Here is a 25,079-nt window from a genome sequence, read left to right on the forward strand (position 1 = left end):
AATTTGATCGATTGCTTTTTGTCCGAATATTGTCAAGGTGTGTTAAGTGATACGTCAGATTTTTCCTAAGAAGGTACATAATTACCCACTTTGGGGTAGGTGGAAACGTAAAAAGAAAAAAGGGAAGCGATATAGCGCTTCCCTCTTACATATGGTTTGAATGTTACTAACTTACTCTGACGGCAAACTTGCTAGCAAGTGAATGAAGCTCTGGGAGCATGCGATAGATAAGATGAAGTTGCTGCAATACCATGCGGGCAGAGCTGTCGTCTTCATCGCGCCATTCGTTTAAGCGTTGCTCGAGTCCAGCATCATCAATATTAGATAGGTCACACTCCTCACAATGCTGGTGAAGCTGTTTATGAAGTACATCCAGATGCTGATGAATACAACGGTGAGCATCTAAAACGAGTTTATGAATTGACTCATCTTCGATGCGAGTTCTGTGCGCGCCTAATGCAGAAATATAGTTCAACATTGCGTGATTTAACGTTAGGAAGCGAAAACTTTCATCAACAGCTGCGCGATATTTGCCAGGCTCCGCCAGCATCGTACTAATCGCAGAAGAGAGTGAGGCATCATTATTGTGGGCCTGGCGGCGAGCGATACGGTAACTCAAATTGTCTTTCTTGCCGATTCTATACTGACCAATGATCTGATCGAGATACTGCTTGTTCGCCTCTATCGCATCCGACATAACTTTGTGAAGCCTTCTCGACTGCCAGTCGGGCAAAATAACTAATACAGCTCCTACTGCAAGTACACACCCGATGAGGGTATCTGCTAGTCGAGGAAGGACAACTGCGTAACCTTCACCTAGTTGATTAAATAAGAAGAGGACGAGCAGTGTAATAAAACCAGTCGCGTACCCATAGTTGTTCATCCGGAAGGCGAAAAACATCACACCAGAGATAACGATAAATACTAACTGGCTTTCTTGAGAAGGGAAAAAAGTCAGCAATGGTACACCAATCAACAAACCAGCTAATGTACCTATTACTCGCGCCGTCAATTTTTGGCGAGTGGCACTGTAGTTCGGTTGGCATACGAATAAAGTGGTTAAGAGTATCCAGTAACCTCGGTCGATGTTGAATATTTGAATGATTCCATAGCCAATCGTTAAGGCAATTGACATACGTAATGCATGCCGAAACAGCATCGAATCTTTGTGTAAATTTGCTGATATACGCTGCCACATCGCCTTTAGCGTGTGTGGGTTGGTATCGGCGAGGGTATCTTCTTCGAGGCCTTCAACATCTGGGTTGTTAATGTTATTAAGCTGTTTTTCTACCGTCGCTAAGTTATTGAATAAATATGTTAACTGCATCAGAAGACGTTTCCAGTGCCCTTGCTTTTGTTCTTCTAGATAAGCAAGAGAGTTTTGTACTTCAGCTAATGCCAGAATAGATTGATCGGTATGGGAATATTCATTTCCTAGCTGAATGGCTAGTGCAATATCACGACACGCTTGGGCTTGAGACTCCAAAAGATATTTAAAACGAAACAGCACATCAGAACGTTCAAATTCGGTCGCTAAATCCTGATAGCGATAATGGCTAGAACTGACGCGTTCGTGAATGTCTTGAGCGATGAAATAAATATTTAAAAATCGGTCACTAGGCCCATCAATGTGACCCCGTTTCGATCGGTTAAGTAATGTGGTTTTACAAGCGTTTAGTGCCGTAACCGTGGCAGCATTGCATTTTGCAGCTTCAATCCGTAGTGGTTGTGGCGTCAAGTTGGTCACAGGATGAAAAAGCTTGGCTTTCGCATCAAGATAATTCGCCATTTGGAAGAACACATTGGCTAAGCTTTGTTGCACCGGTTGAAGGGGCCAAAATATCTGCCAAATCATGGACATGAAGTAATACCAAGCGGCACCGGTTAAAAGCAGTAGTGGCTGAAACCAAATGTTGGTGCTTTCATGTGCGCCAAGCATAGTATAAATAGCGATCAGCAACGAACCAAAAGCAATACTCGCGTACTTAGGACCTATCGCCCCAAGAATGATGAAGCCGAAGGTTGAAATAAATAATCCCAACGCAAAAGCCCAAGGGGTATCGAACAAGATTTCAATTGAAAAAGCAGCAAGCGCAAAACAGAGAAAGGTGAGAATCAGAGCCTTGATGCGTCCAGTGAAACTGTCATCACTTTCAGCCAAAGCAGCAGCAATAACGCCTAATATTAATGGCGTTATCAGCGTGTTTTGCTCGAAGTACCAAGTTGGGATAACCACACCCAGTAAGGTAATAAGGATAAGAACGCTGTAATTTATCGTCTTGTTTGCCCAATATAGCCGAAATTTAGAAGTTGCTTGCACAATGCGCCTTATGTTTCCGATGAAGAACAGGGGGAATACTACCAGACCCACTATAGCGCGTTTATGATTTACTTTAAGAAAAATTCGTGGTTGCTGATAAAATCAGCAGGGATGTCATTGACTTATATTAAAACTGCCAGGTCATGTATTGAGGATTGTAAAGCCAGCTTCAAATAACCTCAGCTTTAGGTTATTAAATCGACAGTAATGTGAATTTTATTAAAGAATAGAAGAAGAAGCTTACTTAGGTGCTCGCCGTTGCTACAATTTAGCGCCTTAAAATGATATAAATCGACAACTTCTAAACTAAAAGGCGCACGTTTCATGCAGCTTACTGCCACTAGCAAAGCACAGTTTTTTATTCAAAATGAGTACCATCACGTCGAAATAAAAGAGAACAGTGTTTTATTAAGCTCGATAGGCAGTGAAGAACATATTCCTTTTACGATCTGGAATGGCAAAGTTAGCGTAAAGCGTGGGTTATTATGGAGCTCTTTACAGTTTTTTGCTCATGAACACGAAGGCAAACAACAAAGCTGGCTAGTCCAAGGTTTACCGTGGCCACAATGCCGAAAGTTCGCGCTTGAGGCCGTTCGTCAATATCAAGAGTGGCACAACACTCAGTGCCGAAAACTGGCTGAGTATCTACCTAAGTGGGAAGAAGAGCTTTACAAACTAAAGCACTTGCCTGCTTACTTATCGCATTCTCAAGTGGTCTCCTGGGTTGAAAGCCTTAACCAAGAGTTAAGCGAGATGAAAACCACCCTAGAAGAAGCCAAAATGCGAATGCCGAATCGTATGTCGCAAATAGAGCCTTGGCTCATTGATACCTCTGAGGCGCTTGGTGAGCGTAATCGCGATTGGCTAGAAGCAGAACGTCCAAATTGGGAAGTGCTGTTTAATCAAATTGAATCCTCTCCTTTGAATTTATCCCAGCAATATGCGGTATTGCTCAACGACGACCACAACTTAGTTCTTGCTGGGGCCGGCTCGGGCAAAACCAGCGTTTTAACCGCACGAGTTGCCTATTTGTTGCAAAGCCATCAAGCTCAAGCAGAAGAGCTTCTCATGTTAGCGTTCGGTCGTGATGCGGCGACTGAAATGAAAGAACGCTTAGTAGATAAAGTGGGCATGGCGGCAGACGGTGTGCGCGTAAACACATTCCATCAGTTGGGTTTGTATATTCTTAAACAAGTCGAACAGCAACCTGTCGAAATTAGTCCTTTAGCGTTGGACGAAAATCAACGAACAGCATGGTGTGTAGACTGGTTGAAAAAACATTGGATGACACCCACCAACTTTAAACGTTGGCAAAAACATTTAGACAAATGGCCGATTGCGTACCTAAAAGGGGATGATGAGTTAGGAAGCCATTCAGAAAATCCAAAACTGATCGCTTGGCTAGATTCGCAGCTGTCTCATTTAGCGGCGGTGGGCTTGACCAAAAAGCAAGTACAAGAAAAGCTCGTAAACCACCAAGACTATACGCGTTTAAATAGTGAACTCGCCTTATGCTGGCCATGTTTTACAGCGTGGCAGAAAATGCTTAAAGAAAGCAACCAAGTGGATTTCCCAACCATGATCAGTCGTGCGACAGATTATGTGAATAAAGGGAAGTTTGTCTCGCCATGGCGCTTTATTATGGTCGATGAGTATCAAGATATCTCTCCAGATCGTCTGGCATTGATTGAAGCACTGTGTGAATCCACTCAGAAACAAGCAGGTGCCACGTTATTTGCTGTTGGCGACGATTGGCAAGCGATCTATCAGTTTGCAGGAGCGGATGTCGATCTTATCACTGGTTTTAAAGAACGCTTTGCTCACTCAACCGTTCATCACTTAGATACAACTTATCGTTTCAACAATCAGATTGGTGATGTAGCGAATACATTCGTGCAGCAAAACCCATCGCAGTTGCCGAAAACACTAAACAGCCACAAACAACGCAAGCAGAAGAGCGTACATACCGCGCCGAGCAATCAAGTGGAAAAGATCTTGGACCACTTGAATCAACAAGCCAAGCAAACCAAGTCAGTTTTATTGCTAGGACGTAACCATTATCATAAGCCCGATTTGTTCGACGATTGGTTGCGACGTTTCCCTAATCTCGATATTCGCTTTATGACTTGCCATGCGAGTAAAGGACGCGAAGCTGACTTTGTGATTATTCTTTCTGTGGATGAGGGGCAATTCCCCGCTAAGAAGAAGCAAATTCACATTGATGGTGCGTTGACGGAGTCCAAAGACAAATTCCCTTACGCAGAAGAGCGCAGGCTATTTTACGTGGCGATTACACGTGCGAAAGAGAAGGTTTGGATTACCCATACTGGTGCGGGATCTGCATTCGTTCAAGAGCTCGTTAATGGTGACTATCCCATCGTGACTTCTCGTTAAATGCAACGTTTAGAATGTTAAAAACAGTAAAGGCGATACTTGGTATCGCCTTTGCTTTATTTGGTTAGCATCAAAGCTTACATGCGCTCAGCAAGATAGGCTTCGTAATCCGGCACTTCGATGTCTACTTCTTGCTCAAGAAGAGGGGAGTTAAACAGGAACTTAGCGGTGGCTCGGTTCGTTGCTACAGGAATATTCCAAACACTAGCAATACGAAGAAGCGCTTTAACGTCTGGGTCGTGAGGTACGGCATTCAGTGGATCCCAAAAGAAAACGAGAACGTCGATTTTGCCTTCTGAAATAAGAGCGCCTAGTTGTTGATCACCGCCCATCGGACCACTGATCATGCTCTTGATCGCAAGTCCAGTTTCTTTACTTAGCATGTGTCCTGTCGTGCCAGTTGCGTAAAGGAAGTGACTCTGTAGCTTTTCTTTGTTTTCTTTTACCCAGCGAAGTAGCTCAGGTTTGCAGTTGTCGTGAGCAACCAAAGCCACATGTTTATGGGTTGGCATGGTACGAATGGTTTTTTGCATCAAGATGTTTCCGTTTGTATGATTTTAAAATTGTTGTGACTCAATAGAACACGTTTTTGGTCTTTCAATCAACAGCCTTAACACGGAATGTCGGCCTATATTCTGACGGAGATAACGATTCTTCGATCGTGTCGTCATGAAGCGTCTTCGGAGTCAGTGGTTTGATGGTTGGTGAGGCATGTTTGTCATACGTTTTACCTCTTAAGTAATGCGTTGCTTGCATCATGGAAAGCCGACCTTGCTGCACCATTTTATCTGTTGGTGCGAAGAGCACTTTGTTACGTAACAGGCCTCGATATACACCATGACTTAAGTACACAGAAACTAGACCGATCTCCTCAGCTTTGCCGGCACTGCGCAGCTCACTGATGGCCGCTTCAATCGCCACTGCACTGCCAACAATGTAATCTATATTTCCCATATCGATCACACGTTGAACTAGGTTACGTTGTAACTCCTTGTCGTTGTCTGCCCAAAATGAGTCAACAATGTTGATATCACTTCCTTGTATCGCTTCATAGAATCCGGCAGTAACGGGTTTCGTACCACCACGAGTTCGCGGCCCCAAAAGTAAGGCAATGTTGGTTTTTCCTGACCCCTTTGGATGGCGAGCTGCCAAATATTGACCCGCTTCGTATCCCATCCAATGCCAGTCAACACCGACAGTCCCTTTTAGCAACTCACTTTGTTCTTCATCCAAGTCGAGTTGGTTCACAGTAGCAAAAACGGGAGTATTCCCTACCCAATTTTTAAGTGAATGCTCGTAAGCCTGTGGGTCCACGGTCCCAAGGATAACGGCATCTGCTCCCCATTGGTTACACAGTGCGAGTTGTTGTTCTTGACGGGTTTTGTTTGGGTAGCCGCCCGCTTCAAGAACTCGTAGCTCGACACCTTCTCTTTTCGCTTCGGACACCATTCCATAGTTTACTGACAACCAGTATGAATCCTTTAGGTGAGGGTATATTGCACATATTTTCTCTGCGGCAACCGCTGGCAAAGAAGCAACGAGGGTTAAAGTGGCTGCAGAATGTTTGAAAAATGTGCGAAATGCGTGTTGATTTTTAACCATGAAATGAAGTTCGTTGGCATAGATTAAGTAAACACTGCAAAATATAACGTAATATGTCGCTGAACACGAACATTAAGGTCATGAAAATATGCTGCTAGCAACTGCAAGCATCGGTCGTAAACTTTTGTTGTCTTTCATTGCGATGGCAATACTGGTCATGTTATCGGCACTTATTGGTGTGTCTGGATTTTCTTTGGTTGCCAAAACCGAAAGAAATGTCGTGGATTCTGCGATTCCCGCCATGATTGAGGCGAGGCAAGTCTCTGAGTTGAGTACTCGTATTATTTCGTCTGTACAAATGTTGTCGAACGCAAGAAACGAGCAGGAAAGAAAGGAGTCAGGGCGAGTGCTGTTCGAACAGCTCGAGTCTTTACTCACTCACATCAAGGAGCTCGGGAGTGAGTCGTTCGATTCTCAATTGTTAGAAGCTTTAGAGAATAACGTCCAGAACGTTATCGACAATTTGGCAGAACTCGGTGTTTCGGTTGAAAAAAAGCTGTGGCTTGCAAAAGAGATAGATACTCGTGTTGAAGAAATGCGTCTGCTCAGTGAAGAGCTAGAACAACTAACTCGTACGCAAGTTCAGAATACAAGCACCATTGCTGTTGCTAACGTCACGCATATTTATGACTTATTAGAATCGAATAAAAAATCGCAAGTTTATCAGGCGCTAGATGCACTGGTGGAGGTCGATCTTGATCTGACTGAGCGATTACATGAACTGCACTTGTTGGCCTTTAAAATGTTGAATCAGATTGAAGAGGCTCGGACATTAACGAATATTGAGCGAATTCAACAGGTTCAAAGTGATTTCGATAGCAACCTCAAAATCATGCAACGCCGTGTACTCGCTGTGGAAGATCCTACGCGCTCTAAGCAAATGAGCCAACTGCTCATAGAGCTTGGTAAGCGTCAGGTCGTATTTTCTATACTGATGCAGCAATACGAGAATAACGAACAGTCACAACAACTGATGCAAAAGACATTAGAGTTGTTCTCAGAGCTTAATGGCACGGTCAACAAATTGGTTGATGATTCAAACAAAACCACTACCGTCGCTGTAGACCAATTGACCAGCACACTGAAATTCGCTCAGTGGTCTTTAACCGTTATTTCAATTGTTGGTTTGATTGTATTGGTGCTGATTTTATGGCGTGTGGTGTACCTTTCTGTTGTGAAGCGGTTAGCTGAATATTCCGCTGCGTTGCTGTCTGTGGCGCAGGGTAACTTAGCGGTTGAGTTGGAAGTGAAAGGCAAAGATGAGTTGGCGCATATGGGGCAGGCCATCATCACGGCTCGTAATACCGCGCAAGCACTAAAAGTGGTAGCAGAGGGTGAAGCTCAAGCCAAGCGAGAGCTTGAGGAGCATAAAGAGCATTTAGAAGAGCTCGTTGAGCAGCGCACTTCGCAGTTAAAACAAGCAAACCGCCGTTTGAATGAAGAGGTTTTGAATCACGCTAAAGCTCGCAAGCAAGCAGAGCAAGCGAGCCGAGCAAAATCGGCATTCTTAGCGACGATGAGCCATGAGATAAGAACGCCAATGAACGGAGTGTTGGGGACAGCACGCTTGTTGATTGACTCAGGCCTCAACCCAATTCAAAAGCGTTATGCAGAAATCATTAATCGTAGTGGTAAAACGCTGCTCGCGATCCTTAATGATGTACTGGATTACTCCAAGATTGAAGCGGGGCATTTAGAAATTCGTCACATGGGCTTCGATTTACACCAAATGGTGGAGGACACTTTCCAGTTAATGAACAGTCGAGCACAAGAGAAGAAGCTGCTGTTCTCCTACCATATTGAAAGTGATGTTAGTCGCTACTGGAAAGGGGATGTCACCAGAATCAGTCAGGTGCTGAACAATCTCGTTGGTAACGCGATTAAGTTCACTGACGAAGGAGAAATTGATATCTACGTTAGCCTGAACCCTGAGGACGAGTCGCAAGTCCTGTTTGAAGTATCAGACACTGGAATAGGAATTGCCAAAAAATACCAGAGAACGTTGTTTGATGCCTTCACGCAAGCTGAAGGTGGGATGAGCCAAACTGGAGGCACGGGGCTTGGACTTGCCATCAGTAAGCGAATCATTGAAGCGATGGGCGGTGTTTTAGAAGTCGATTCCGAAGAGGGAAATGGTAGCCGATTCTGGTTCTCTATTCCGTTAGAGGAAAGCGAACCTGTTGAAACAGGAACTGTGGCAACCGCACGTTGCAAAGTGAAAGCAAAGGTCTTGCTGGTAGAAGATAATGAAGTCAACCGAGTGGTCGCGGAAGGTTTTCTAGAAAGCATGGGGCATCAAGTCGTGATGGCAGAAAACGGCTCACAAGCAGAGCAACTGATCAGCACACAAGATTTTGATATCGCTTTGGTCGACATCAACCTCCCTGATTGTGATGGAACTGAGTTGATCCAACGCTTAAAGCGGATTGAGTGTGATAAGCCGGCCAATAAAGCGCTTGCCGTCACGCCAATGATTGCAGTGTCTGCGCACGTTTTTGCGGAAGAAGTTGAGCGCTATCTAGCCGCTGGTTTTGACGGATACTTGCCTAAGCCATTGGCAAAAGAGGCACTCGCGGCATTGATTCAGGATGCGCTAGACGGAAAGCCGTTGTTGTTGCCACAAAATGCCGACTGTACCCCGTTTGATCAAATTTCGCCTCAAGAACAAGAGCTACAATCAAAGGTCGTTCAAGCACCCCAAAAAAAGGAACCCGATGTGGTTATCATTAATCCGAGCGTGATTGAGTCCGATATGAAAATCTTGGGCAGAGATAAGATGTTGCACATTATTAATCTGTTTAGATCCACCAGCACTGATGTATTAAGCAAACTGCAAGCGTCTGCTGAGGACAATGATAGTAAAGAAGTAAAGAACCTTGCCCATAAATTAAAGGGCAGCGCGGGAAGTTTAGGACTAACTGCATTAATGAACGCTTGCCAAGCAATTGAAGCCGCGGCTCAACCTTTAGATACCTATAATGCGACTAAAGATGATTTAGTTTCTCAAGTGTCTGCATCAATTCAAGCTCTGGATGAGTTAATGGCGAAGTAATCCATCGAGCATTGAAAATAAAAAAACCTCCGGCTTTCCGGAGGTTTTTTCTATTCGGTCATGTCATCTTCCCACTCGAATCGAGTGTCTAGGGCATAAGGGTCATCATCAAAAGGATGTTCCACTTTGCCACGCAAGTATTCGAGTTGATGCTCAAGCATATTGACCGTTTCGTAGTCTCCCTCAGAACAAGCAACGTAAATCTGTTGTTCAAGAGCGGCAATGTTATCTCGGATACCCATGAGAACCCCCTTAAATCATCATCGATTCTCAAAACGATTATAGTCAAGTAATCCAAATTCGATCGGTTGTTTTGTACGGTACCAATTGTGTAAACGATCGCTAAATGACCAGAATTTTTCTGAGCTTCTACGAATCGCAAAATTATCCAATAACTTAACGTAATCGGACTCGTTTTGGATGGCACTAAATTGATCGACAAAATCTTTTACTTGGTTTTCGTTGATCGAGAAAAATGCCGCAGGGTAGCTTCCCACAACGCCGCGTACAATGGTCATGTCATCGTTAGCAAAGTCACGGTTACTTTCTTCATCAAACAAGCTAGAGATGTTTGTGTGTGCATTGTTGTGAAGTAAGGTGAACAATTCATCTTCCCCTGATTTACTTCTCACCATAAGCATAGTGATTTGCGGAACGGTTTTCAGGCCTTCACCACGAACGTGGTCAATACGTTTTAGTTGCTTTTCACTACTCGCAGAAAGAGCCGTGTCTTGAATTTCGTAGCGAGGCAGAAGCACATCTGAGACATGTTCTCTCAACAACTCCACCAACTCCGTTTTTGGATCGTCACTCTTATACTGAACGCTGGTTGGTTGGTTAAACGGCTTCACATTTCGTTGTAAAAAGTCACTCAACTGCGGGCTTTGATCTTTATACCAGCTAGATTGAAGTTCATGGCGCATATCGGCGGGTAACAACGAGATAAAGTTACTTTCGCCTTCTAGACGCAAGAAGTCCATAAACATTCGTGTCATGAGCTGATGGCCGAAGTTACCGTAAACGTCAAACCCAGCAACAAGCAAATAGTGGATACGCTCTAGTAACGCGTAGTCAAGAATCCACACTGTTTTAGGCTGCTCACCAACTAACCCTTGAACAACAGAAGCACTATCAAAATGGCGGAATATCGTTAATGCCGCATTATGGTTGGTGCCATTACCGTCCCAAATTACATCGGTGGATAGGTTTTCACCTTCTTTAAACCAGTTATTAGTGAACTCAGATTTAGCCTCTAGGTAGCGAGCTTGCTGGCGCGCGTACTTGACCCAGTTGGTAACAGGTAGCGTGTTACTTTCTTGTTCTGCCGGTAGTTTTAGGTTATCAGCCTGAGATCGGTAAAACTCATTTACTTCTGGGATGTCTGCTTTATCTGGATCAAGGAAAAACACCCAAAAGCGATCATTGATAACATTCAATGCCAGTTGGCCACGACAAACTGGGCCTTTGATGTATGCCATTATTGTATTTTGTGCATTATCTAGCATGAACTTAAAGCGCGACTTCACTGGAAGGTCGATGAATGATGTCATCGGGTTTGCAGCAACTTCTGGTTCATAACTCGGTAGCTGACTAACCATGTAATCAGCATCAATAAACCAAGTTTTCCAGTTCTCTATGCGTTGCTTGTTTAACGCGAATGGCATGTGAGTTTTATCTACTATGGTCCCTTGCTCTGGAATAATTCGATAAAACACACGTTCAACCCCTGGATCATCGTACGGGCGACGCGTTGAAATACGTTTGACGGACTGTCCTGGTGGTGTAGCAGAGCGGACGAGCGTGAAGAATCGGGGATCTTCATCGAGTTCCGAAAAGTAGAGATGAGATAAAAATAAATGCTCATATATATACCTCGCCATCAGCTGATTTTTCAAATCAGAGTGGTTAAGTAATGCTTCGTACTTATCTATTTGCGCTTGCTCTTTCTCACTAACAGGTCGGTGAACGTTCATTATTGCGCCGTTTTCCAACCAAGTCATGAGTGTGTGGTATTCACTGTTTGATAGGTTTGGCATACCAAAAGGCATGCCCCAGGTTGGGTTATCCTTTTCGTATTGCTCGTATTCTTCAATCGTTGGACAGGTTTGCTCTCGGTCTATCGAAAAGTCAAAGCCTTCTAACTGGACTTGGTCAGGCAATGGGTGGCGCTCTTTTTGCTGTAGCAAACGTGCGATAAGGCCTGCGTCAATGTTGGCTGCCATGCTTTGATCACGTTCGTTGAGAACCGGATGAAAACCCGCATCGCGCCACTCTTGGGTTGTTTCTGCATCTTCGAATAAGCGTGTTGGTGCTGCGGCTGTGAGTCTTGTTCCTTCATATACCAGTGCTTTACTCGCACCACGGTCAATGCCCTCAACAGAAGAGAGCTTAAGCTGACATGGTGCATCGTAGCACGCGTGGCAGACGACACAGCGGTTATCCATAATGGGTTTAACTTCGCTTTGGAAGAAGTTTGCTTGAGGGGTTTCTACGTCAACAGTGCGTTCACGCACGAGCTGTGGACCAAACAGTTGATCATAGTTAAGACCAGCATAGGTTGCACAGCCGGCAAACAAAGTAGCAATGCAAAGTGTAAAAATTAAGCGCAAATTCATTGAGTTATTTTACGTGATTAGAATTTACATTAATTAAAGCAAAATAAGCGGTCAATTACCAAAAGTTGGGTCAATTAGCGTTAATTTTTCTGTTGATTGTCTGAGCGCTTGAAAATGTAACCCTGGCGGTGGACTGTCTGAATTCTGTCTGTTGGAACGCCTTCGTGAACTAGACGCTTTCTCATTCTGCTCATGTGCATATCGAGTGCTCGATCATGTTCAGTAAATTCACGTTTTAGTACTGTTTCGTAAAGAAAATGCTTACTAAGTACTTGATCTTGATGGTGAGTGAGAGTTTGCAGCAGCTTAAATTGAATGCTTGTCAACTGAACAGATTTCTTGTTTGGCAAGTAATTGAGTACCACAGAGTGAGTGCGCTTATCTAGTAATAGCTCCTCATCATTATGGTGAACGCCGTTGTGTTGGCATTGGGAAGTTTTTCCATTTGAAACCTTGGAGTCAAGCACACGGGTACCTTAATTATTAATAGTAGTAAAACGTATTATCATTAATATTTATGTAAAAGCAATCAGGTACTTTATGAGCACTGTGATATGCGTAGACAATCTTAATACTTGAGATTACCAGTAGTGATGAATGGTGCGATGGCGCTCTGAACTAAAGTGCTATTGGAGTGCGTATTAGCTACAAATAACGATGTAATGTTAGGCAAAGATAGAAAGAATTCTCATTTAGTAAATTCGCTTATCCGCTATTTGTGAACTATACATTCTGTTGCAGGAAGCACTTTTCTAATACACACAGAGGTTTATATGACAGCGAAATATGGCGTTAAACGCCGATTAGCGATTCTTGCCGCCGCTTTAATCGGTGCGACAAGTAGCAGTATCGCAGCAGAGAAACCAAATATTCTCGTCATTTGGGGTGATGATATTGGCCAGTCCAATCTCAGTGCTTACACGTTTGGCTTGATGGGGTACAAAACACCAAATATAGACAGTATCGCCAAAGAAGGCATGATGTTCACTGACTATTACGGTGAGCAATCTTGTACAGCGGGCCGTTCTACTTTCATTACGGGCCAAACCGTTCTTAGAACAGGTTTGAGTAAAGTGGGGCTTCCAGGTGCTGATCTTGGCTTGAAGGAAGAGGACGCAACCATTGCCGAAATGCTGAAGCCGATGGGCTATATGACAGGGCAATTTGGTAAAAACCACTTAGGTGATAAAGATGAGCACCTTCCTACTAATCACGGCTTCGATGAATTTTTTGGCAACCTTTATCACTTGAACGCCGAGGAGGAGCCAGAAAACGTCGATTATCCTAAAGATCCTGAGTTTCGTAAAAAGTTCGGTCCGCGCGGCGTTATCCGTTCGTACGCTGATGGCAAAATTGAAGATACAGGACCTCTAACTCGCAAGCGCATGGAAACCGTGGATGAAGAGACGTTAGATGCGGCACTCGACTTTATGGATCGTGCAGTCAAGGCTGAAAAACCTTTCTTTGTCTGGTGGAACGCAACTCGTATGCACTTCCGTACTCATGTGAAAGAAGAGAACTCTGGAAAAACAGGTATCAGCGAGTATGCAGATGGTATGGTCGAGCATGATAACCATGTAGGTCAGCTACTGAAAAAAGTGGATGATTTGGGTATTAAAGACAATACAATCGTCTTTTACTCCACCGATAATGGCCCACACATGAACTCGTGGCCAGATGCAGGTACAACGCCATTCCGTGGAGAGAAAAATACCAACTGGGAAGGTGCGTACCGAGTTCCTGCGATGGTACGTTGGCCAGGTAAAATTAAAGCTGGCTCTGTTTCGAATGATATCATGCATCACATGGACTGGATGCCAACGTTTGTTGCTGCCGCGGGTGATGACAATATCAAAGAGAAATTGCTCAAAGGTTATAGTGCGAATGGTAAGAAATTCAAAGTTCACCTAGACGGCTATAACTTCCTACCATATTTGACTGGTAAAGAGGATAAGGCCCCACGAGAAGAAATTTTTTACTTCTCAGATGATGGAGACTTAACTGCACTTCGCTATAACAAATGGAAGCTGGTCTTTATGGAGCAACGAGCAAAAGGCACGTTGCGTATTTGGGCTGAACCATTCACCACACTTCGTGTTCCTAAGATCTTCAACTTGCGTATGGATCCTTACGAAGTGGCTGATATCACTTCTAACACTTACTACGATTGGATGCTAGACCGTGCTTACATGCTTGTTCCTGCGCAAGCTTACGTAGGCAGATTCCTTGAAACGTTTAAAGAGTTCCCACCAAGGCAAAAAGCAGCAAGCTTCTCGCTCGATCAAGTGATGGAGAAACTAAAAGAGAACCCAAATAAGTAGGAAAAGCTAAGTGAAGTATCACATATAGAAAGAGGCTCATTAACGTGAGCCTCTTTTTTATCTGTAAAATTCTATCTATTCAGGTTTGTAGAAAGCTTGATGACGAAAACGCCTAACGCTTCAATTGACAAGAGTTATAAACAAATTGGTTCGTAGTGGGCTGCCGTTAAGTTGGCTTTGATTTTTTCACGTAGAGCGATGTGGGCTGGGTTGTTTACCTCTCGCTTATGGTAAACGAACTTGTAAGGGATAGAGCGTATCGAAATGGGGCAGGGCAAAATTTGAAGTTTGAGCGCTTTGCTCCACTTGTTTGCAAAAGATTGAGAAACGATCCCTAAACTGTCTCTTTGGGCGACATACAGCGCCATGCCTGCTAGCGAAGATGTGATCAAGTCGACTTTTCTTTCTTGAATTGTTTCCTTTGCTAGTTGCTCGAACCCCGACATGTTGTTCCATTTTCCTGAAAATAAACAGTGAGTTTCCTCATAAAATTGCTCTTTTGTGAGCGTGCCGTGTACACGGGGATGGTTCTCACGACAGATAACCACGGCTTCTTCCTCATAGGCATCTTCAATAATAAACGCTGCATCTTTCGTGATCACCGTATCGATTACTAGATCGACTTTTTGTTGTCTTAACAGCTCAAATAATAGGAACTTTTCGGGTGGTGATTCATAAAAAATAGTGTTCTTTATTGGGTCCATAATGTGCAACAAAATTTCCGAACAACACACTTCAAAATGATTTTTATCAGATATCGCATTGTCAATAATATTAACCGCTTGCTGGAATTGCGGCAGTAATTGATAAGCGGTGGAGGTTAGTGCGATACCTCGTCCTTTTTTAACGAATAATTGCTTATCTACGACTTGCTCTAAACGCTTTATTGCAGCGCTCACAGCAGGTTGTGTAAGCCCTAATTGTTCCGCGGCTTTTGTATAAGATTGAAACTCCGCAACAACAAGAAAAGTTTGGATCAAATTCAAGTCCATAACGTCACTCATAAATTTAATTTATAGGTTAACTAATTTTGACTGCATTTATCGCCTGAAATTAGTGCTTTATCTTATATCAACAATGGTATTGAAAAGCGAATACCGTTTTTTACGCACTAGCGAACTCTTGGAGATAATATGAAAAATGCGACCAAAACGAGCAGTAAAAAACTCGTACTTAACGCATGTACGTTAGCATTAGGCGCTGCATCTGCAGTTGCACATGCAGCGGACAAACCCAACATTCTTGTCATCTTTGGTGATGATGTTGGTTACTGGAACCTTAGTACCTATAACCAAGGCATGATGGCGTACAACACGCCAAACATCGATAGCATTGCTAAAGAAGGTGCGAAGTTCACTAACTTCTACGCACAGCAAAGCTCGACAGCAGGCCGTTCTTCATTCATCACTGGTCAAATGCCAAAACGTACAGGTCTATCAAAAGTGGGCTTACCAGGCGCTCCGGAAGGTATCTCGGAAAAAGATCCGACGATTGCAACCGTGCTTAAACAAATGGGTTACGCAACCGGACAATTTGGTAAGAACCATTTAGGTGACCGAGACGAGCATCTTCCTACCAACCACGGTTTTGATGAATTCTTCGGCAACCTATACCATTTGAACGCAGAAGAAGAGCCAGAGAACGTGGATTACCCTAAAGATCCGGAGTTCAAGAAGAAATTTGGCCCTCGTGGCGTTATCCATTCTTACGCTGACGGCAAAATCGAAGATACCGGTCCACTAACGCGTAAGCGTATGGAAAATGTCGATGGTGAGTTTCTTGATGCCGCAGAGAGCTTCATAGAAAAGCAAGTAAAAGCGGACAAGCCGTTCTTTACTTGGTTTAACACCACTCGCATGCACAACTTCACACATGTTCCTGAAGAATACCAAGGTAAAACAGGTGCCGGTTTCTACGCGGATGGTGTTAAGCAGCACGATGACCAAATCGGTCAGCTACTTAACAAGATCAAAGAGTTAGGTGTGGATGACAATACAATCATTGTTTACACCACTGACAACGGCCCTATGGTTGATTTGTGGCCGGATGCTGGGATGACACCGTTCCGCTCAGAGAAAAACACTGGCTGGGAAGGGAGTTTCCGTGTGCCAATGTTGATTAAATGGCCTGGAAAAATTGAGGCAGGTAAAACATTCAACGGCATGATGTCATTAGAGGACTTTTTCCCGACACTAGTTGCTGCGGCAGGTGATACCAAAGTTAAAGACGAATTACTAAAAGGCAAAAAAGTTGGCGATGTGGACTACAAAGTTCACCTAGACGGTTACAACCAATTGCCATACTTAACGGGTAAGTCAGACAAATCCGCACGAAATGAGTTCGTTTACTGGAGCGACGACGGCGATCTTGTGGCATTGCGCCAAGGAAAGTACAAGTTCCACTTTATGATTCAAGAGAATGAAACGGGTATGGATGTATGGCGTAAGCCGTTCACTAAACTTCGTGTGCCACTGATCTTTGACTTGAGCATTGATCCATTTGAACGAGGCGATCAAGGCATGGGTTATTCTCGTTGGATGTACGAGCGTTCATTCTTAATGATGCCAGCAATGGATACAGTGAAAGAGGTGATGGGTACATTCAAAGAGTTCCCTCCTCGTATGGAAGCAGGTTCGTTCGTACCTAAGTCTTCTAAGTAAATTAAGATTATATAGCGCTTTTTGGAGCGCTATATACCCAAATAGCTTCACTTTTGCTGTACAGCGCTCAGGAGGTTATTTGGGTATATGTAATAGTGAGAAACGTATGAGTAAGATTTCCCCTCGCCATTCTACTACTATGCCTATTGTTCCCCTTAAAACGGCGTCTAAAGCGCCGGTTCTGGGCGCGTATGACCGTCGATTCCATGTGATGGCAAAGCCAGGCGGAGCAAAGTGCAACATCGATTGTCAGTACTGCTTTTATCTGCATAAAGAAAATCTACTGCACCAAGAAAAGCAGCCAAAAATGGACGACGCAACACTGGAAGCGTTCGTGAAAAGCTATATCGAAAGTCAGGATGGCGAAGAAATTGTATTCTCATGGCAGGGCGGGGAGCCGACGCTGCTTGGGTTGGACTATTTCCGCAATGTCGTAGCTTTGCAAAAGAAACATCAGCCGAAAGGCGTTCGCATTGAAAACGACCTTCAGACCAACGGCATTTTGCTAAACGATGAGTGGTGTGCGTTTTTAAAAGAGCACAACTTCCTAGTTGGCTTGTCGATTGATGGGCCACGAGAGCTGCACAACAAATATCGCAAAACCCGCAGCGGTAAGCCAACGTTTGATCTCGTGATGAAAGCGGTAGATAAGCTCAAAGCGCATGGCGTGAAATTCAACGCGTTGGTCACGGTGAATCGTCACAATGCGAAATACCCGCTCGAAGTATATCGATTTTTAACCCAAGAATTGGGTGTGACTTATATTCAGTTTGCGCCGGTGGTAGAAGCCAACAACTTCCAAACAACCGCGCCGCAGTTTTGGAACGAACAGATGATCCCAACCAAAGGCAGTGTTCTGGCTAAACCGGGGCATCCAATGTCGATTGTAACGGATTGGTCAGTCGATCCTGAAGACTGGGGACGCTTTTTAATGGCGACCTTTGAAGAGTGGGTGAATAACGATCTTGGCCGTGTGCTGGTTAATCTGTTTGAAACCGCGGTGGCGCAAGTAATGGGGAAACCGTCTCAGCTTTGCGTGACGGCGGAGTTTTGTGGCAAAGGGTTGGCGATTGAGCACAATGGCGACGTGTTCAGTTGCGACCACTATGTGTATCCAGAATACAAACTCGCCAACATTCATGAACACTCACTGAATGAAATGGCCTTCTCTACAAGACAATATACTTTTGGCATGGCAAAACGCGATTCATTGCCGACGTATTGTAAGCAATGCCCTTACTTGCCTTATTGTTGGGGTGAGTGCCCAAAAAACCGTTTGATCAAAACGCCGAATGGTGAGAGTGGTCTAAACTATTTGTGTTCGGGAATCAAAATGTTCTTTGATTATGCGTTACCGATGTTGGTTGGTCTTGCACAACTTCTCCAATCTCAAGAACCGCAAAGATAACATAGTGAATATAACCTTAAGTTATTTCATTTGTTCTTATACTTAAATATCGAAAAGACGGCTTAAACCATTGAAAAGGTATCCTATGAACCACGCACAACAAGCGATAAAAGAACTCATCGAACAAACAGAAAAAAGCGTCATTGGACAAAGCCACGTGGTTCGAGCTTTAGTCATCGGGTTATTAACAAATGGGCATATTCTGCTAGAAGGTTTACCGGGAACGGCAAAAACACGTTCCGTAAAATCTTTGGCGAACTTGTTAAACACCAGTTTTGGTCGAATCCAGTTTACGCCGGATCTTTTACCATCTGACGTGACGGGTACTGAGGTTTATCAAGAGCTGGATGGTAAGCCGCAACTCCACTTTCAACCTGGGCCCATTTTTAACAGCATTGTACTTGCTGATGAGGTCAACCGTGCACCTGCCAAAGTACAAGCGGCACTGCTTGAAGCCATGGCCGAAGGCACAATCACGGTAGGCGATAAAACTCACGTATTGCCGGACTTATTTATGGTGCTTGCAACGCAAAACCCAGTAGAGCAAGAGGGCACGTACCCACTGCCAGAAGCGCAAATGGACCGCTTTATCATGAAGGTTACCGTCGATTATCCAGAAGATGACGCCGAACGTGACATCATTCGTTTGGTGCGCAGTGAAGAATTGGGTGCGGAAACCAGCAGCGAAATTATTACGCCAAAACACATTGAGCCAGACGTGGTGCTAGAAGCGCGCCGTCAGTTACCAAACATCGTGGTATCGGACCTAGTGGAAAACTACATCGTTGCGTTAGTGATGGCGACTCGTAAGCCAGAGCGTTATGCCGATTCAAACTTAGCAAAATGGATTGAGATTGGCTCTAGTCCTCGTGCTTCCATCGCACTCGACAAATGCGCTCGTGCGTATGCGTGGATGCAAGGACGTGACCATGTGACTCCTGACGATGTGCGTGCCATGGTTCCGTCTGTATTGGGCCACCGTTTTTCTTTGACCTACGACGCACTAGCAGACGGAGTCGATCACCAACGAGTCGTACAAGAGCTGCTAGATTGTGTAGAAATTGGGTAAGTGGGAGGCATTATGGCTAAGCCAACTCTTGCGCCAAAATCACAGGGGATGGATCCCCGTTTGTACTGCGATTACGCTCGTTTAGTACGTCTGCAAGCACAAGCAGAATCATTCAGTTTACTTCCTCACCTAAAGGCGGGTAGCGTACTCTCTGGCCGACACAATTCGTTGTTTCGCGGTCGTGGATTGAACTTCGAAGAGCTGCGCCATTACCAATTGGGTGACGATATTCGTAACCTTGATTGGAAAGTTACGATGCGTACGGGTAAGCCGCATGTACGCAGTTATACAGAAGAAAAAGATCGCAACGTAATCGTGTGTGTCGACCAGAGAAGCACAATGTTTTTTGCTTCGACGCAAGTAATGAAATCAGTTGTCGCGGCAGAGATCGCAGCGATGTGTGGGTGGCGAGTATTAAAAGATGGCGACCGAGTCGGTTTTGTCATCGCATCCCAGCAGGCGTTGTTTCACAGCAAGGCACAGCGTTCGCAAAACGATCTTCTGGCGCAACTTAAACGTCTCGCTAAAGCCAATCAATCGCTCAATGTGGACTCCCGCAATTCCGAAAAAGCAACGTTCAGTCAATGGATTGAGCTTATTAAACGCATGAAGCTCAAGCAATCCACTTTGATTTTTATCAGCGACTGGAGCGACTGCGAGGAGCACCATCTTGATCACCTTAAACAGCTACAACAGCACAACGATGTTCTTGCAGTGATGGTCAGTGACCCATTAGAACAAGCGCTACCAGACGATTTGGCAAAATCGAAATGGGTGGTTGGTGATGGGCAGTATCAACTCAATTTAGACAGCAAAGCAAAGGTAGAAGCTGCGAGCGCAAAGCTTGAGGCTCGAACTAGCTTACAGCGTCAATCACTCTCTCAACTTATGGCGATGAAACACCTTCCGCACATCGAACTCGATACGACAGGTGAGCACATTAAACAATTCCAAAAACTGGTAGGAGGGCGTTAAATGAGTGATCTTCCTACGCCTCCGAGTACCTACATACTCAGAGAGCTGCATGATGTGGCTGTACCACCCAGCGTGAGTTGGTACCCGCAAACTATTGGCTGGAAAATTTTAGCGGCGGTTGTGCTCATTGCATTGGTGTATGTCGTATATCGATTGGCTCGGCAATGGTGGCATAATCGTTACCGAAAAGAAGCTCTACTGGCGATTTCGCAAATCAAATCGAGCGACAAAGACATGCCAAAAGTATTGTTCTCTGTGCTTAAAGTAGTGCTGATTCATATTGATAGCCGCAACGCGAAATTGTTTGATACCGCCTTTCTGCGCAAGCTCGATGCGCTGTATCCGCAAACCGAAGATTCTCAAGCAAACTCGCAAATGGTTTTTAACGATGAGCTTTCAAAGTGCTGGCTACAAAGTATTGTTGACCCAAGCGTTACGCTAACCAACGAAGAGCGAGTAACGCTTATTGCTCGTGCGAAAAACTGGGTGAGTGAGCACCGTTGTGATGCTCAAAAAAGCGCGGCAAATAAATCACCACGATTGAAACGCAAAGCACATCAGGGAGGTCAACATGAATGATCTTCTTGCATCGATAACTGGTTTGTCTGGTTTTGAATTTGCTCACCCAATGTGGTTTCTGGTTTTGCCCTTGCCGTTGGTGGTGTACTACTTGGTGCCCGCATATCGCACTAAGCAAATGGCGATCAAAGTGCCGTTTTTTAGTCAGCTGGTGGAAGCGATTGGCGAGACGCCATCAGAAGGTGCAAGCCAGTTGACCCCGAGTTGGTGGCAGCGAGCAACGTTAATTCTTTCATGGCTTTTGGTGGTGTGTGCGATGGCAAAACCCACCGTGTTAGGCGAGCCTCAAGTTCGCGCGAGTTTAGGCCGCGATGTGATGGTGGTGGTGGATCTTTCGGGCTCCATGGCCGAGCCAGATTTCACCTCACGTACAGGCGAAAAAATTTCTCGTCTTGATGCGGCAAAAGAAGTGCTGTCGGAGTTTGTTCAGTCTCGTAAAGGTGACCGATTAGGCTTGGTGCTTTTTGGTGATGCTGCTTTCGTGCAAACGCCATTTACCGCAGACCAAAAAGTGTGGCTCGAACTGCTTAACCAAACCGATGTGGCAATGGCAGGGCAGAGTACCCATCTTGGTGATGCGATTGGCTTAGCGATTAAAGTTTTTGAGCAAAGCGATAAGTCGCGTGGTGCTTTAGAACAAGATCAAAACCGTGAAAAAGTCGCGATTGTATTAACCGATGGTAACGACACGGGCAGTTTTGTTGAACCGATTGATGCGGCGAAAGTTGCGAAAGCCAAAGGCGTGAGAGTACACGTCATTGCGATGGGCGATCCGGAAACGATAGGTGAAACCGCGTTGGATATGGACACGATTCATCGCATTGCGAAAGAATCCGGCGGTGAAGCGTTTGAAGCACTCAACCGTGATGAACTATCGGCTGCCTACGACGAAATTGGCAAACTGGAACCTCAACTTTACGAAAGCACCACATACCGCCCAAAACAAAGCCTTCATCATTACTTGATGGCGTTAGTGGTCATCATGCATTTGCTCGCGTTCAGCGTCGCAACACTTAAAAGAAGGGCTGTTACACGATCATCATTAGGAGAGAGCGATGTTTGATTCTCTTAGTTGGACGCAATTCTTTACGCAGTTTCATTTTATTCGACCACTGTGGTTACTGGCTTTGGTCCCCATGTTTTTCTTGGTGTGGTTACGCTGGCGAGAAGAAAGCAAGCCAAGCTGGAAGGATATTCTGCCCGAACATTTACGCAATGCTTTGACGATAGGTGAGCGAGGCTGGCGTAAGCAACTGCCGCTTAAGCTCTTGATGCTGATTGTGTTCATCGCCATTGTGATTTGTGCAGGCCCAACGTGGCAACGTGAATCTTCCCCCTTTGGCGAAGATAAAGCCTCTCTGCTGGTGGTGCTTGATAACAGCGAATCGATGCTGCAAAAAGATCTCCCACCAAGCCGCCTTGAGCGTTCCAAACAGAAAATACGCGATTTGCTAGCCGTGCGAAAAGGCGGAAAAACGGGTTTAGTCGTGTTCGCGGGCAGTGCTCATGTCGCGATGCCTATAACTCAAGACAGCAAAGTATTTGACCCGTTTTTGGCGGCCATTACGCCAGAAATTATGCCCGTGCAAGGTAAGCTTGCCGAAAAAGCATTGCCGTTAATTGACCAACAATTGCAAGGTCAACCAGGCTCCACCGTTCTGTTGGTGAGTGATGGCGTTAATCCAGCCACGATTGAGCAATACCAAGCGTATTTCTCGGGCAAACCTTATCAACTGTTAATTCTTGCGGCAGGGAATGCTGACATTGTGAGTAACAACCCAATGGATTTGGATTCTCTACAAAAACTGGCTAGTCAGACTAACGGTCGATTGGTGGAAGTGACCGTCGATAATAGTGATATCGAGCAACTGAATCGATACGTTGAGCGCAATATGCAGCTTAATGGCGAATCTTCAATGCCTTGGAAAGACATGGGGTATCAACTTCTGTTCCCAATCGCGCTGATCATGATGCTGTGGTTTAGAAAAGGGTGGTTAGTGCAGTGGTGCGTGATTGTAATGGTGAGCGGCACATTATTGATGCCAACAAGTGCATTGGCCGAGAACATTTCAGTTAAAGCCGAGCAGCCACAAGTTGTGCAAAAAGTGACGGCTTTCGACAAGGTGACGCAATGGTGGTGGGATTTGTGGCTAACGCCAGATCAACAAGGACAGCGTTTGTTCAACCAACAAGCGTATTTAGAAGCCGCGAAACACTTTGTCGATCCATTACGCAAAGGGACGGCGTACTACTACGCTAGCGAGTTTGAACTCGCCCACAGTGCGTTTTTGGAAATGCAAAACGACCCGTCCGAAGAGGTTCGAGATTACGGTCTTTATAATGCGGCGAGTGCATTGGCGCGTCAGCGTGAATATTTGGCTGCACGTGACTTGTTAAAATCCCTAGCCAACAAGCCAACGTTAAGCGAGAGGCTAAGACCGGATGTTGAGCATAACTTGAAAGTGATTGGTGGTATTGTAGAGGACATCAACCGGATGAGTGAGAGTCAGGCAGGAACGGAGCAAGAAGCATCAACCGAGCTAGGCGATAACCCTCAAACCGCAGAAGGGGCGGATGAAAAAACGTCAGCGGAGTTGATGATTAAAGAGACGTTAAGTGCAGACGACATCTTAGGTAGCCAAGAATTAGCCGACAAATGGTTAAAGCGAGTCGAAGCGGATCCTAAATACTTCTTAAATGCGAAGTTTCAGATTCAATTGCGTTCAATAGAAACCGGAGAATCAACCTCTACTGCGAACGAAAATACAGAGGAGGCGGTGCAATGATGAAAAGCCACCGTTTTACGCACTTTGCTTTACCCTTGTGGTTAGTTATCTGTTTCGGTTTCCTCCTGAGCAGTAGTGTGTTGGCTCAAGATATTCGTGACGTTCAACGAGAGCATGGTGTTGAGTTACAAGCGTGGGTTGGTCAACAACCAACGGCTGGAGAGAAGCGGAAAACACCAAGTTTTAGCGTCAATGAGCAAGTTATTTTAACCATCGAAGTGGCAACGCCGCGTTGGTTTACGGGTGGTACGAGAATTGGCAATATTGAAATACCCAATGTTATCGCCAAACAGCGTAATCAACTAGCAACCAACTTTACTGAGCAAAAAGAGGGACAAACTTGGTCGCGTCAACGCTGGGAAGTGACTTTGTATCCTCAAGCTTCTGGTGATTTTGTGATTCCACCTGTCGCAGTGGGCGTTCAGGTGTCGGCGCCGGACGGCGAGAAGGTGTCAGGCACACTTTACACGCAGCCGATTAAGTTCAAAACCGTATTGCCATCGGGCCTGCTGAGTGGTGAGACACCTTGGTTTTCTGCAACAGATGTAGAGGTAAAGCAAGAGTGGGATACCTCCACTGAGTCACTCAAAGTTGGGGATGCAATCACGCGTAAAATCACCATTTCGGCTCAAGATTCACTATCTGTATTGCTACCAGACTTGTTGAAAGGAGAATCAACAACCCGTTATCAAGCGTATCCTCAACCCCACCGTTTGACAGATACGCAAACACGTAGTGATTACCAGTCAACACGCACAGAAGAGAGCGTGTACGTGATTCAACAAGGTGGTGAATTAACCCTGCCGGATTATGAGTTCCGTTGGTGGAACAGTAAGACTCAGCAAGTGGAAACGGTGATGTTAGAGGGCAAAACTTTTGCCGCGAAGCACACGTTGAAGTCCTTCATCAGAACGTACTTTGAATGGATTGTTTCCACGCTTGTGTTGCTGGGTTTTGTGATTATTTCATTGGTAGCCATTAAACGTTACTACCGCAACAGACCGACACCAGCATGGCTGACGTTCCACCGTTTGTTAAAGGCTAAACGTTGGTCTGAAGCAAGGACCATATTGTACAAACAATTGCGTTTAAATACGGCCGAGCTAGAAATGACCAAAGCCGATACGAGTGAATCGTGGCAAAAAAGTGCGTCGCGAATGCAAAATGGTGAAAATAGCGCTCATTTACTGAAGTCGATGTGGCGCAAAGTCCAGACCAAACAAAAACGCTTTAAATTCCGTATTCCGCGAGCGTTACCAGAATTGGACAAAGTCATTGGAAGAGATGGCAATGAATAA

18 protein-coding genes are annotated in these 25,079 nt (G+C 45.0%); 11 read left to right on the forward strand and 7 right to left on the reverse strand.

Annotated features, from left to right (window positions below; all coding sequences use genetic code 11):
• Nucleotides 1–166: 166 nt before the first annotated feature.
• Nucleotides 167–2,320, reverse strand: a complete 2,154-nt coding sequence (gene yccS / locus R7M72_RS01420) for a YccS family putative transporter (RefSeq protein WP_005376573.1) — start codon at nt 2,318–2,320, stop codon at nt 167–169.
• A 324-nt stretch (nt 2,321–2,644) separates the two neighbouring features.
• On the opposite strand from yccS, the gene helD reads away from it, so the two are divergent.
• Nucleotides 2,645–4,714 (forward strand): DNA helicase IV, encoded by a 2,070-nt coding sequence (helD, locus tag R7M72_RS01425; RefSeq protein ID WP_005376572.1) that lies wholly within the window; start codon nt 2,645–2,647, stop codon nt 4,712–4,714.
• Between the two features lie 77 nt (nt 4,715–4,791).
• On the opposite strand, the gene R7M72_RS01430 is transcribed toward helD, so the two are convergent.
• The gene (locus R7M72_RS01430) at nt 4,792–5,247 is read right to left on the reverse strand and encodes a methylglyoxal synthase (RefSeq protein ID WP_005376571.1); all 456 of its coding nucleotides are present in this window, start codon (nt 5,245–5,247) and stop codon (nt 4,792–4,794) included.
• 64 nt (nt 5,248–5,311) lie between these two features.
• Nucleotides 5,312–6,361 carry a TMAO reductase system periplasmic protein TorT gene (torT, locus tag R7M72_RS01435; protein ID WP_081051359.1) on the reverse strand — a complete coding sequence of 350 codons (1,050 nt, stop codon included), beginning with the start codon at nt 6,359–6,361 and terminating at the stop codon, nt 5,312–5,314.
• A gap of 43 nt (nt 6,362–6,404) precedes the next feature.
• Here torT and torS point away from each other — a divergent pair, with 43 nt between their 5' ends.
• Entirely contained in the window at nt 6,405–9,368 is a 2,964-nt protein-coding gene (torS, locus tag R7M72_RS01440) for a TMAO reductase system sensor histidine kinase/response regulator TorS (protein ID WP_053307617.1), read from the forward strand.
• A 50-nt stretch (nt 9,369–9,418) separates the two neighbouring features.
• Here the strand turns inward: torS and R7M72_RS01445 are convergent, their stop codons facing one another.
• The 3 genes from R7M72_RS01445 to R7M72_RS01455 all read right to left on the reverse strand — a co-directional run bounded on the left by R7M72_RS01445 (nt 9,419) and on the right by R7M72_RS01455 (nt 12,450).
• Entirely contained in the window at nt 9,419–9,610 is a 192-nt protein-coding gene (locus R7M72_RS01445; protein WP_005376565.1) for a hypothetical protein, read from the reverse strand.
• 18 nt (nt 9,611–9,628) lie between these two features.
• The gene (locus R7M72_RS01450; protein WP_318055994.1) at nt 9,629–11,983 is read right to left on the reverse strand and encodes a fatty acid cis/trans isomerase; all 2,355 of its coding nucleotides are present in this window, start codon (nt 11,981–11,983) and stop codon (nt 9,629–9,631) included.
• A gap of 80 nt (nt 11,984–12,063) precedes the next feature.
• Complete coding sequence (locus R7M72_RS01455) at nt 12,064–12,450, reverse strand: winged helix-turn-helix domain-containing protein (protein ID WP_005376561.1); 387 nt, start codon at nt 12,448–12,450, stop codon at nt 12,064–12,066.
• Between the two features lie 306 nt (nt 12,451–12,756).
• Here R7M72_RS01455 and R7M72_RS01460 point away from each other — a divergent pair, with 306 nt between their 5' ends.
• Nucleotides 12,757–14,304, forward strand: a complete 1,548-nt coding sequence (locus R7M72_RS01460; RefSeq protein WP_005376560.1) for an arylsulfatase — start codon at nt 12,757–12,759, stop codon at nt 14,302–14,304.
• A 134-nt stretch (nt 14,305–14,438) separates the two neighbouring features.
• On the opposite strand, the gene R7M72_RS01465 is transcribed toward R7M72_RS01460, so the two are convergent.
• Nucleotides 14,439–15,296 carry a LysR family transcriptional regulator gene (locus R7M72_RS01465; RefSeq protein WP_025767859.1) on the reverse strand — a complete coding sequence of 286 codons (858 nt, stop codon included), beginning with the start codon at nt 15,294–15,296 and terminating at the stop codon, nt 14,439–14,441.
• A 141-nt stretch (nt 15,297–15,437) separates the two neighbouring features.
• Between R7M72_RS01465 and R7M72_RS01470 the strand changes: the two genes are divergently transcribed.
• The 8 genes from R7M72_RS01470 to R7M72_RS01505 all read left to right on the forward strand — a co-directional run bounded on the left by R7M72_RS01470 (nt 15,438) and on the right by R7M72_RS01505 (nt 25,079).
• Nucleotides 15,438–16,964 (forward strand): arylsulfatase, encoded by a 1,527-nt coding sequence (locus tag R7M72_RS01470; RefSeq protein WP_054576045.1) that lies wholly within the window; start codon nt 15,438–15,440, stop codon nt 16,962–16,964.
• A gap of 106 nt (nt 16,965–17,070) precedes the next feature.
• Entirely contained in the window at nt 17,071–18,372 is a 1,302-nt protein-coding gene (locus R7M72_RS01475) for an anaerobic sulfatase maturase (protein ID WP_054576044.1), read from the forward strand.
• Nucleotides 18,373–18,457: 85 nt separating this feature from the next.
• Complete coding sequence (locus R7M72_RS01480; protein WP_005376549.1) at nt 18,458–19,441, forward strand: AAA family ATPase; 984 nt, start codon at nt 18,458–18,460, stop codon at nt 19,439–19,441.
• A 12-nt stretch (nt 19,442–19,453) separates the two neighbouring features.
• The gene (locus tag R7M72_RS01485; RefSeq protein ID WP_132937204.1) at nt 19,454–20,416 is read left to right on the forward strand and encodes a DUF58 domain-containing protein; all 963 of its coding nucleotides are present in this window, start codon (nt 19,454–19,456) and stop codon (nt 20,414–20,416) included.
• Nucleotides 20,417–20,995 (forward strand): DUF4381 domain-containing protein, encoded by a 579-nt coding sequence (locus R7M72_RS01490; RefSeq protein WP_054729304.1) that lies wholly within the window; start codon nt 20,417–20,419, stop codon nt 20,993–20,995. It abuts the gene before it with no gap.
• Nucleotides 20,988–22,058, forward strand: coding sequence for a vWA domain-containing protein (locus tag R7M72_RS01495; protein ID WP_104980600.1), 1,071 nt, complete (start codon nt 20,988–20,990; stop codon nt 22,056–22,058). The genes R7M72_RS01490 and R7M72_RS01495 overlap by 8 nt, the downstream gene beginning before the upstream one ends.
• Nucleotides 22,051–23,781 (forward strand): vWA domain-containing protein, encoded by a 1,731-nt coding sequence (locus R7M72_RS01500; protein ID WP_213966174.1) that lies wholly within the window; start codon nt 22,051–22,053, stop codon nt 23,779–23,781. Before R7M72_RS01495 ends, R7M72_RS01500 begins: the two co-directional genes overlap by 8 nt.
• Nucleotides 23,778–25,079: a BatD family protein gene (locus R7M72_RS01505; RefSeq protein ID WP_318055995.1), complete on the forward strand. Its 1,302-nt coding sequence runs from the start codon at nt 23,778–23,780 to the stop codon at nt 25,077–25,079. Before R7M72_RS01500 ends, R7M72_RS01505 begins: the two co-directional genes overlap by 4 nt.

This window comes from Vibrio sp. YT-18 (assembly GCF_033337345.1).
GTDB classification, from domain to species: Bacteria; Pseudomonadota; Gammaproteobacteria; order Enterobacterales; family Vibrionaceae; genus Vibrio; species Vibrio alginolyticus.

What these genes read in the sequence shown, in the direction of transcription:
- R7M72_RS01445 (WP_005376565.1), bottom strand. Translation starts at nt 9,610, where the DNA reads ATGGGTATCCGAGATAACATTGCCGCTCTTGAACAACAGATTTACGTT.
- R7M72_RS01465 (WP_025767859.1), bottom strand. Translation starts at nt 15,296, where the DNA reads ATGGACTTGAATTTGATCCAAACTTTTCTTGTTGTTGCGGAGTTTCAA.
- R7M72_RS01500 (WP_213966174.1), top strand. Translation starts at nt 22,051, where the DNA reads ATGTTTGATTCTCTTAGTTGGACGCAATTCTTTACGCAGTTTCATTTT.
- torS (WP_053307617.1), top strand. Translation starts at nt 6,405, where the DNA reads ATGCTGCTAGCAACTGCAAGCATCGGTCGTAAACTTTTGTTGTCTTTC.
- helD (WP_005376572.1), top strand. Translation starts at nt 2,645, where the DNA reads ATGCAGCTTACTGCCACTAGCAAAGCACAGTTTTTTATTCAAAATGAG.
- R7M72_RS01470 (WP_054576045.1), top strand. Translation starts at nt 15,438, where the DNA reads ATGAAAAATGCGACCAAAACGAGCAGTAAAAAACTCGTACTTAACGCA.
- R7M72_RS01460 (WP_005376560.1), top strand. Translation starts at nt 12,757, where the DNA reads ATGACAGCGAAATATGGCGTTAAACGCCGATTAGCGATTCTTGCCGCC.
- R7M72_RS01450 (WP_318055994.1), bottom strand. Translation starts at nt 11,983, where the DNA reads ATGAATTTGCGCTTAATTTTTACACTTTGCATTGCTACTTTGTTTGCC.
- R7M72_RS01495 (WP_104980600.1), top strand. Translation starts at nt 20,988, where the DNA reads ATGAATGATCTTCTTGCATCGATAACTGGTTTGTCTGGTTTTGAATTT.
- R7M72_RS01490 (WP_054729304.1), top strand. Translation starts at nt 20,417, where the DNA reads ATGAGTGATCTTCCTACGCCTCCGAGTACCTACATACTCAGAGAGCTG.
- R7M72_RS01430 (WP_005376571.1), bottom strand. Translation starts at nt 5,247, where the DNA reads ATGCAAAAAACCATTCGTACCATGCCAACCCATAAACATGTGGCTTTG.
- R7M72_RS01485 (WP_132937204.1), top strand. Translation starts at nt 19,454, where the DNA reads ATGGCTAAGCCAACTCTTGCGCCAAAATCACAGGGGATGGATCCCCGT.
- R7M72_RS01505 (WP_318055995.1), top strand. Translation starts at nt 23,778, where the DNA reads ATGATGAAAAGCCACCGTTTTACGCACTTTGCTTTACCCTTGTGGTTA.
- R7M72_RS01480 (WP_005376549.1), top strand. Translation starts at nt 18,458, where the DNA reads ATGAACCACGCACAACAAGCGATAAAAGAACTCATCGAACAAACAGAA.
- R7M72_RS01475 (WP_054576044.1), top strand. Translation starts at nt 17,071, where the DNA reads ATGAGTAAGATTTCCCCTCGCCATTCTACTACTATGCCTATTGTTCCC.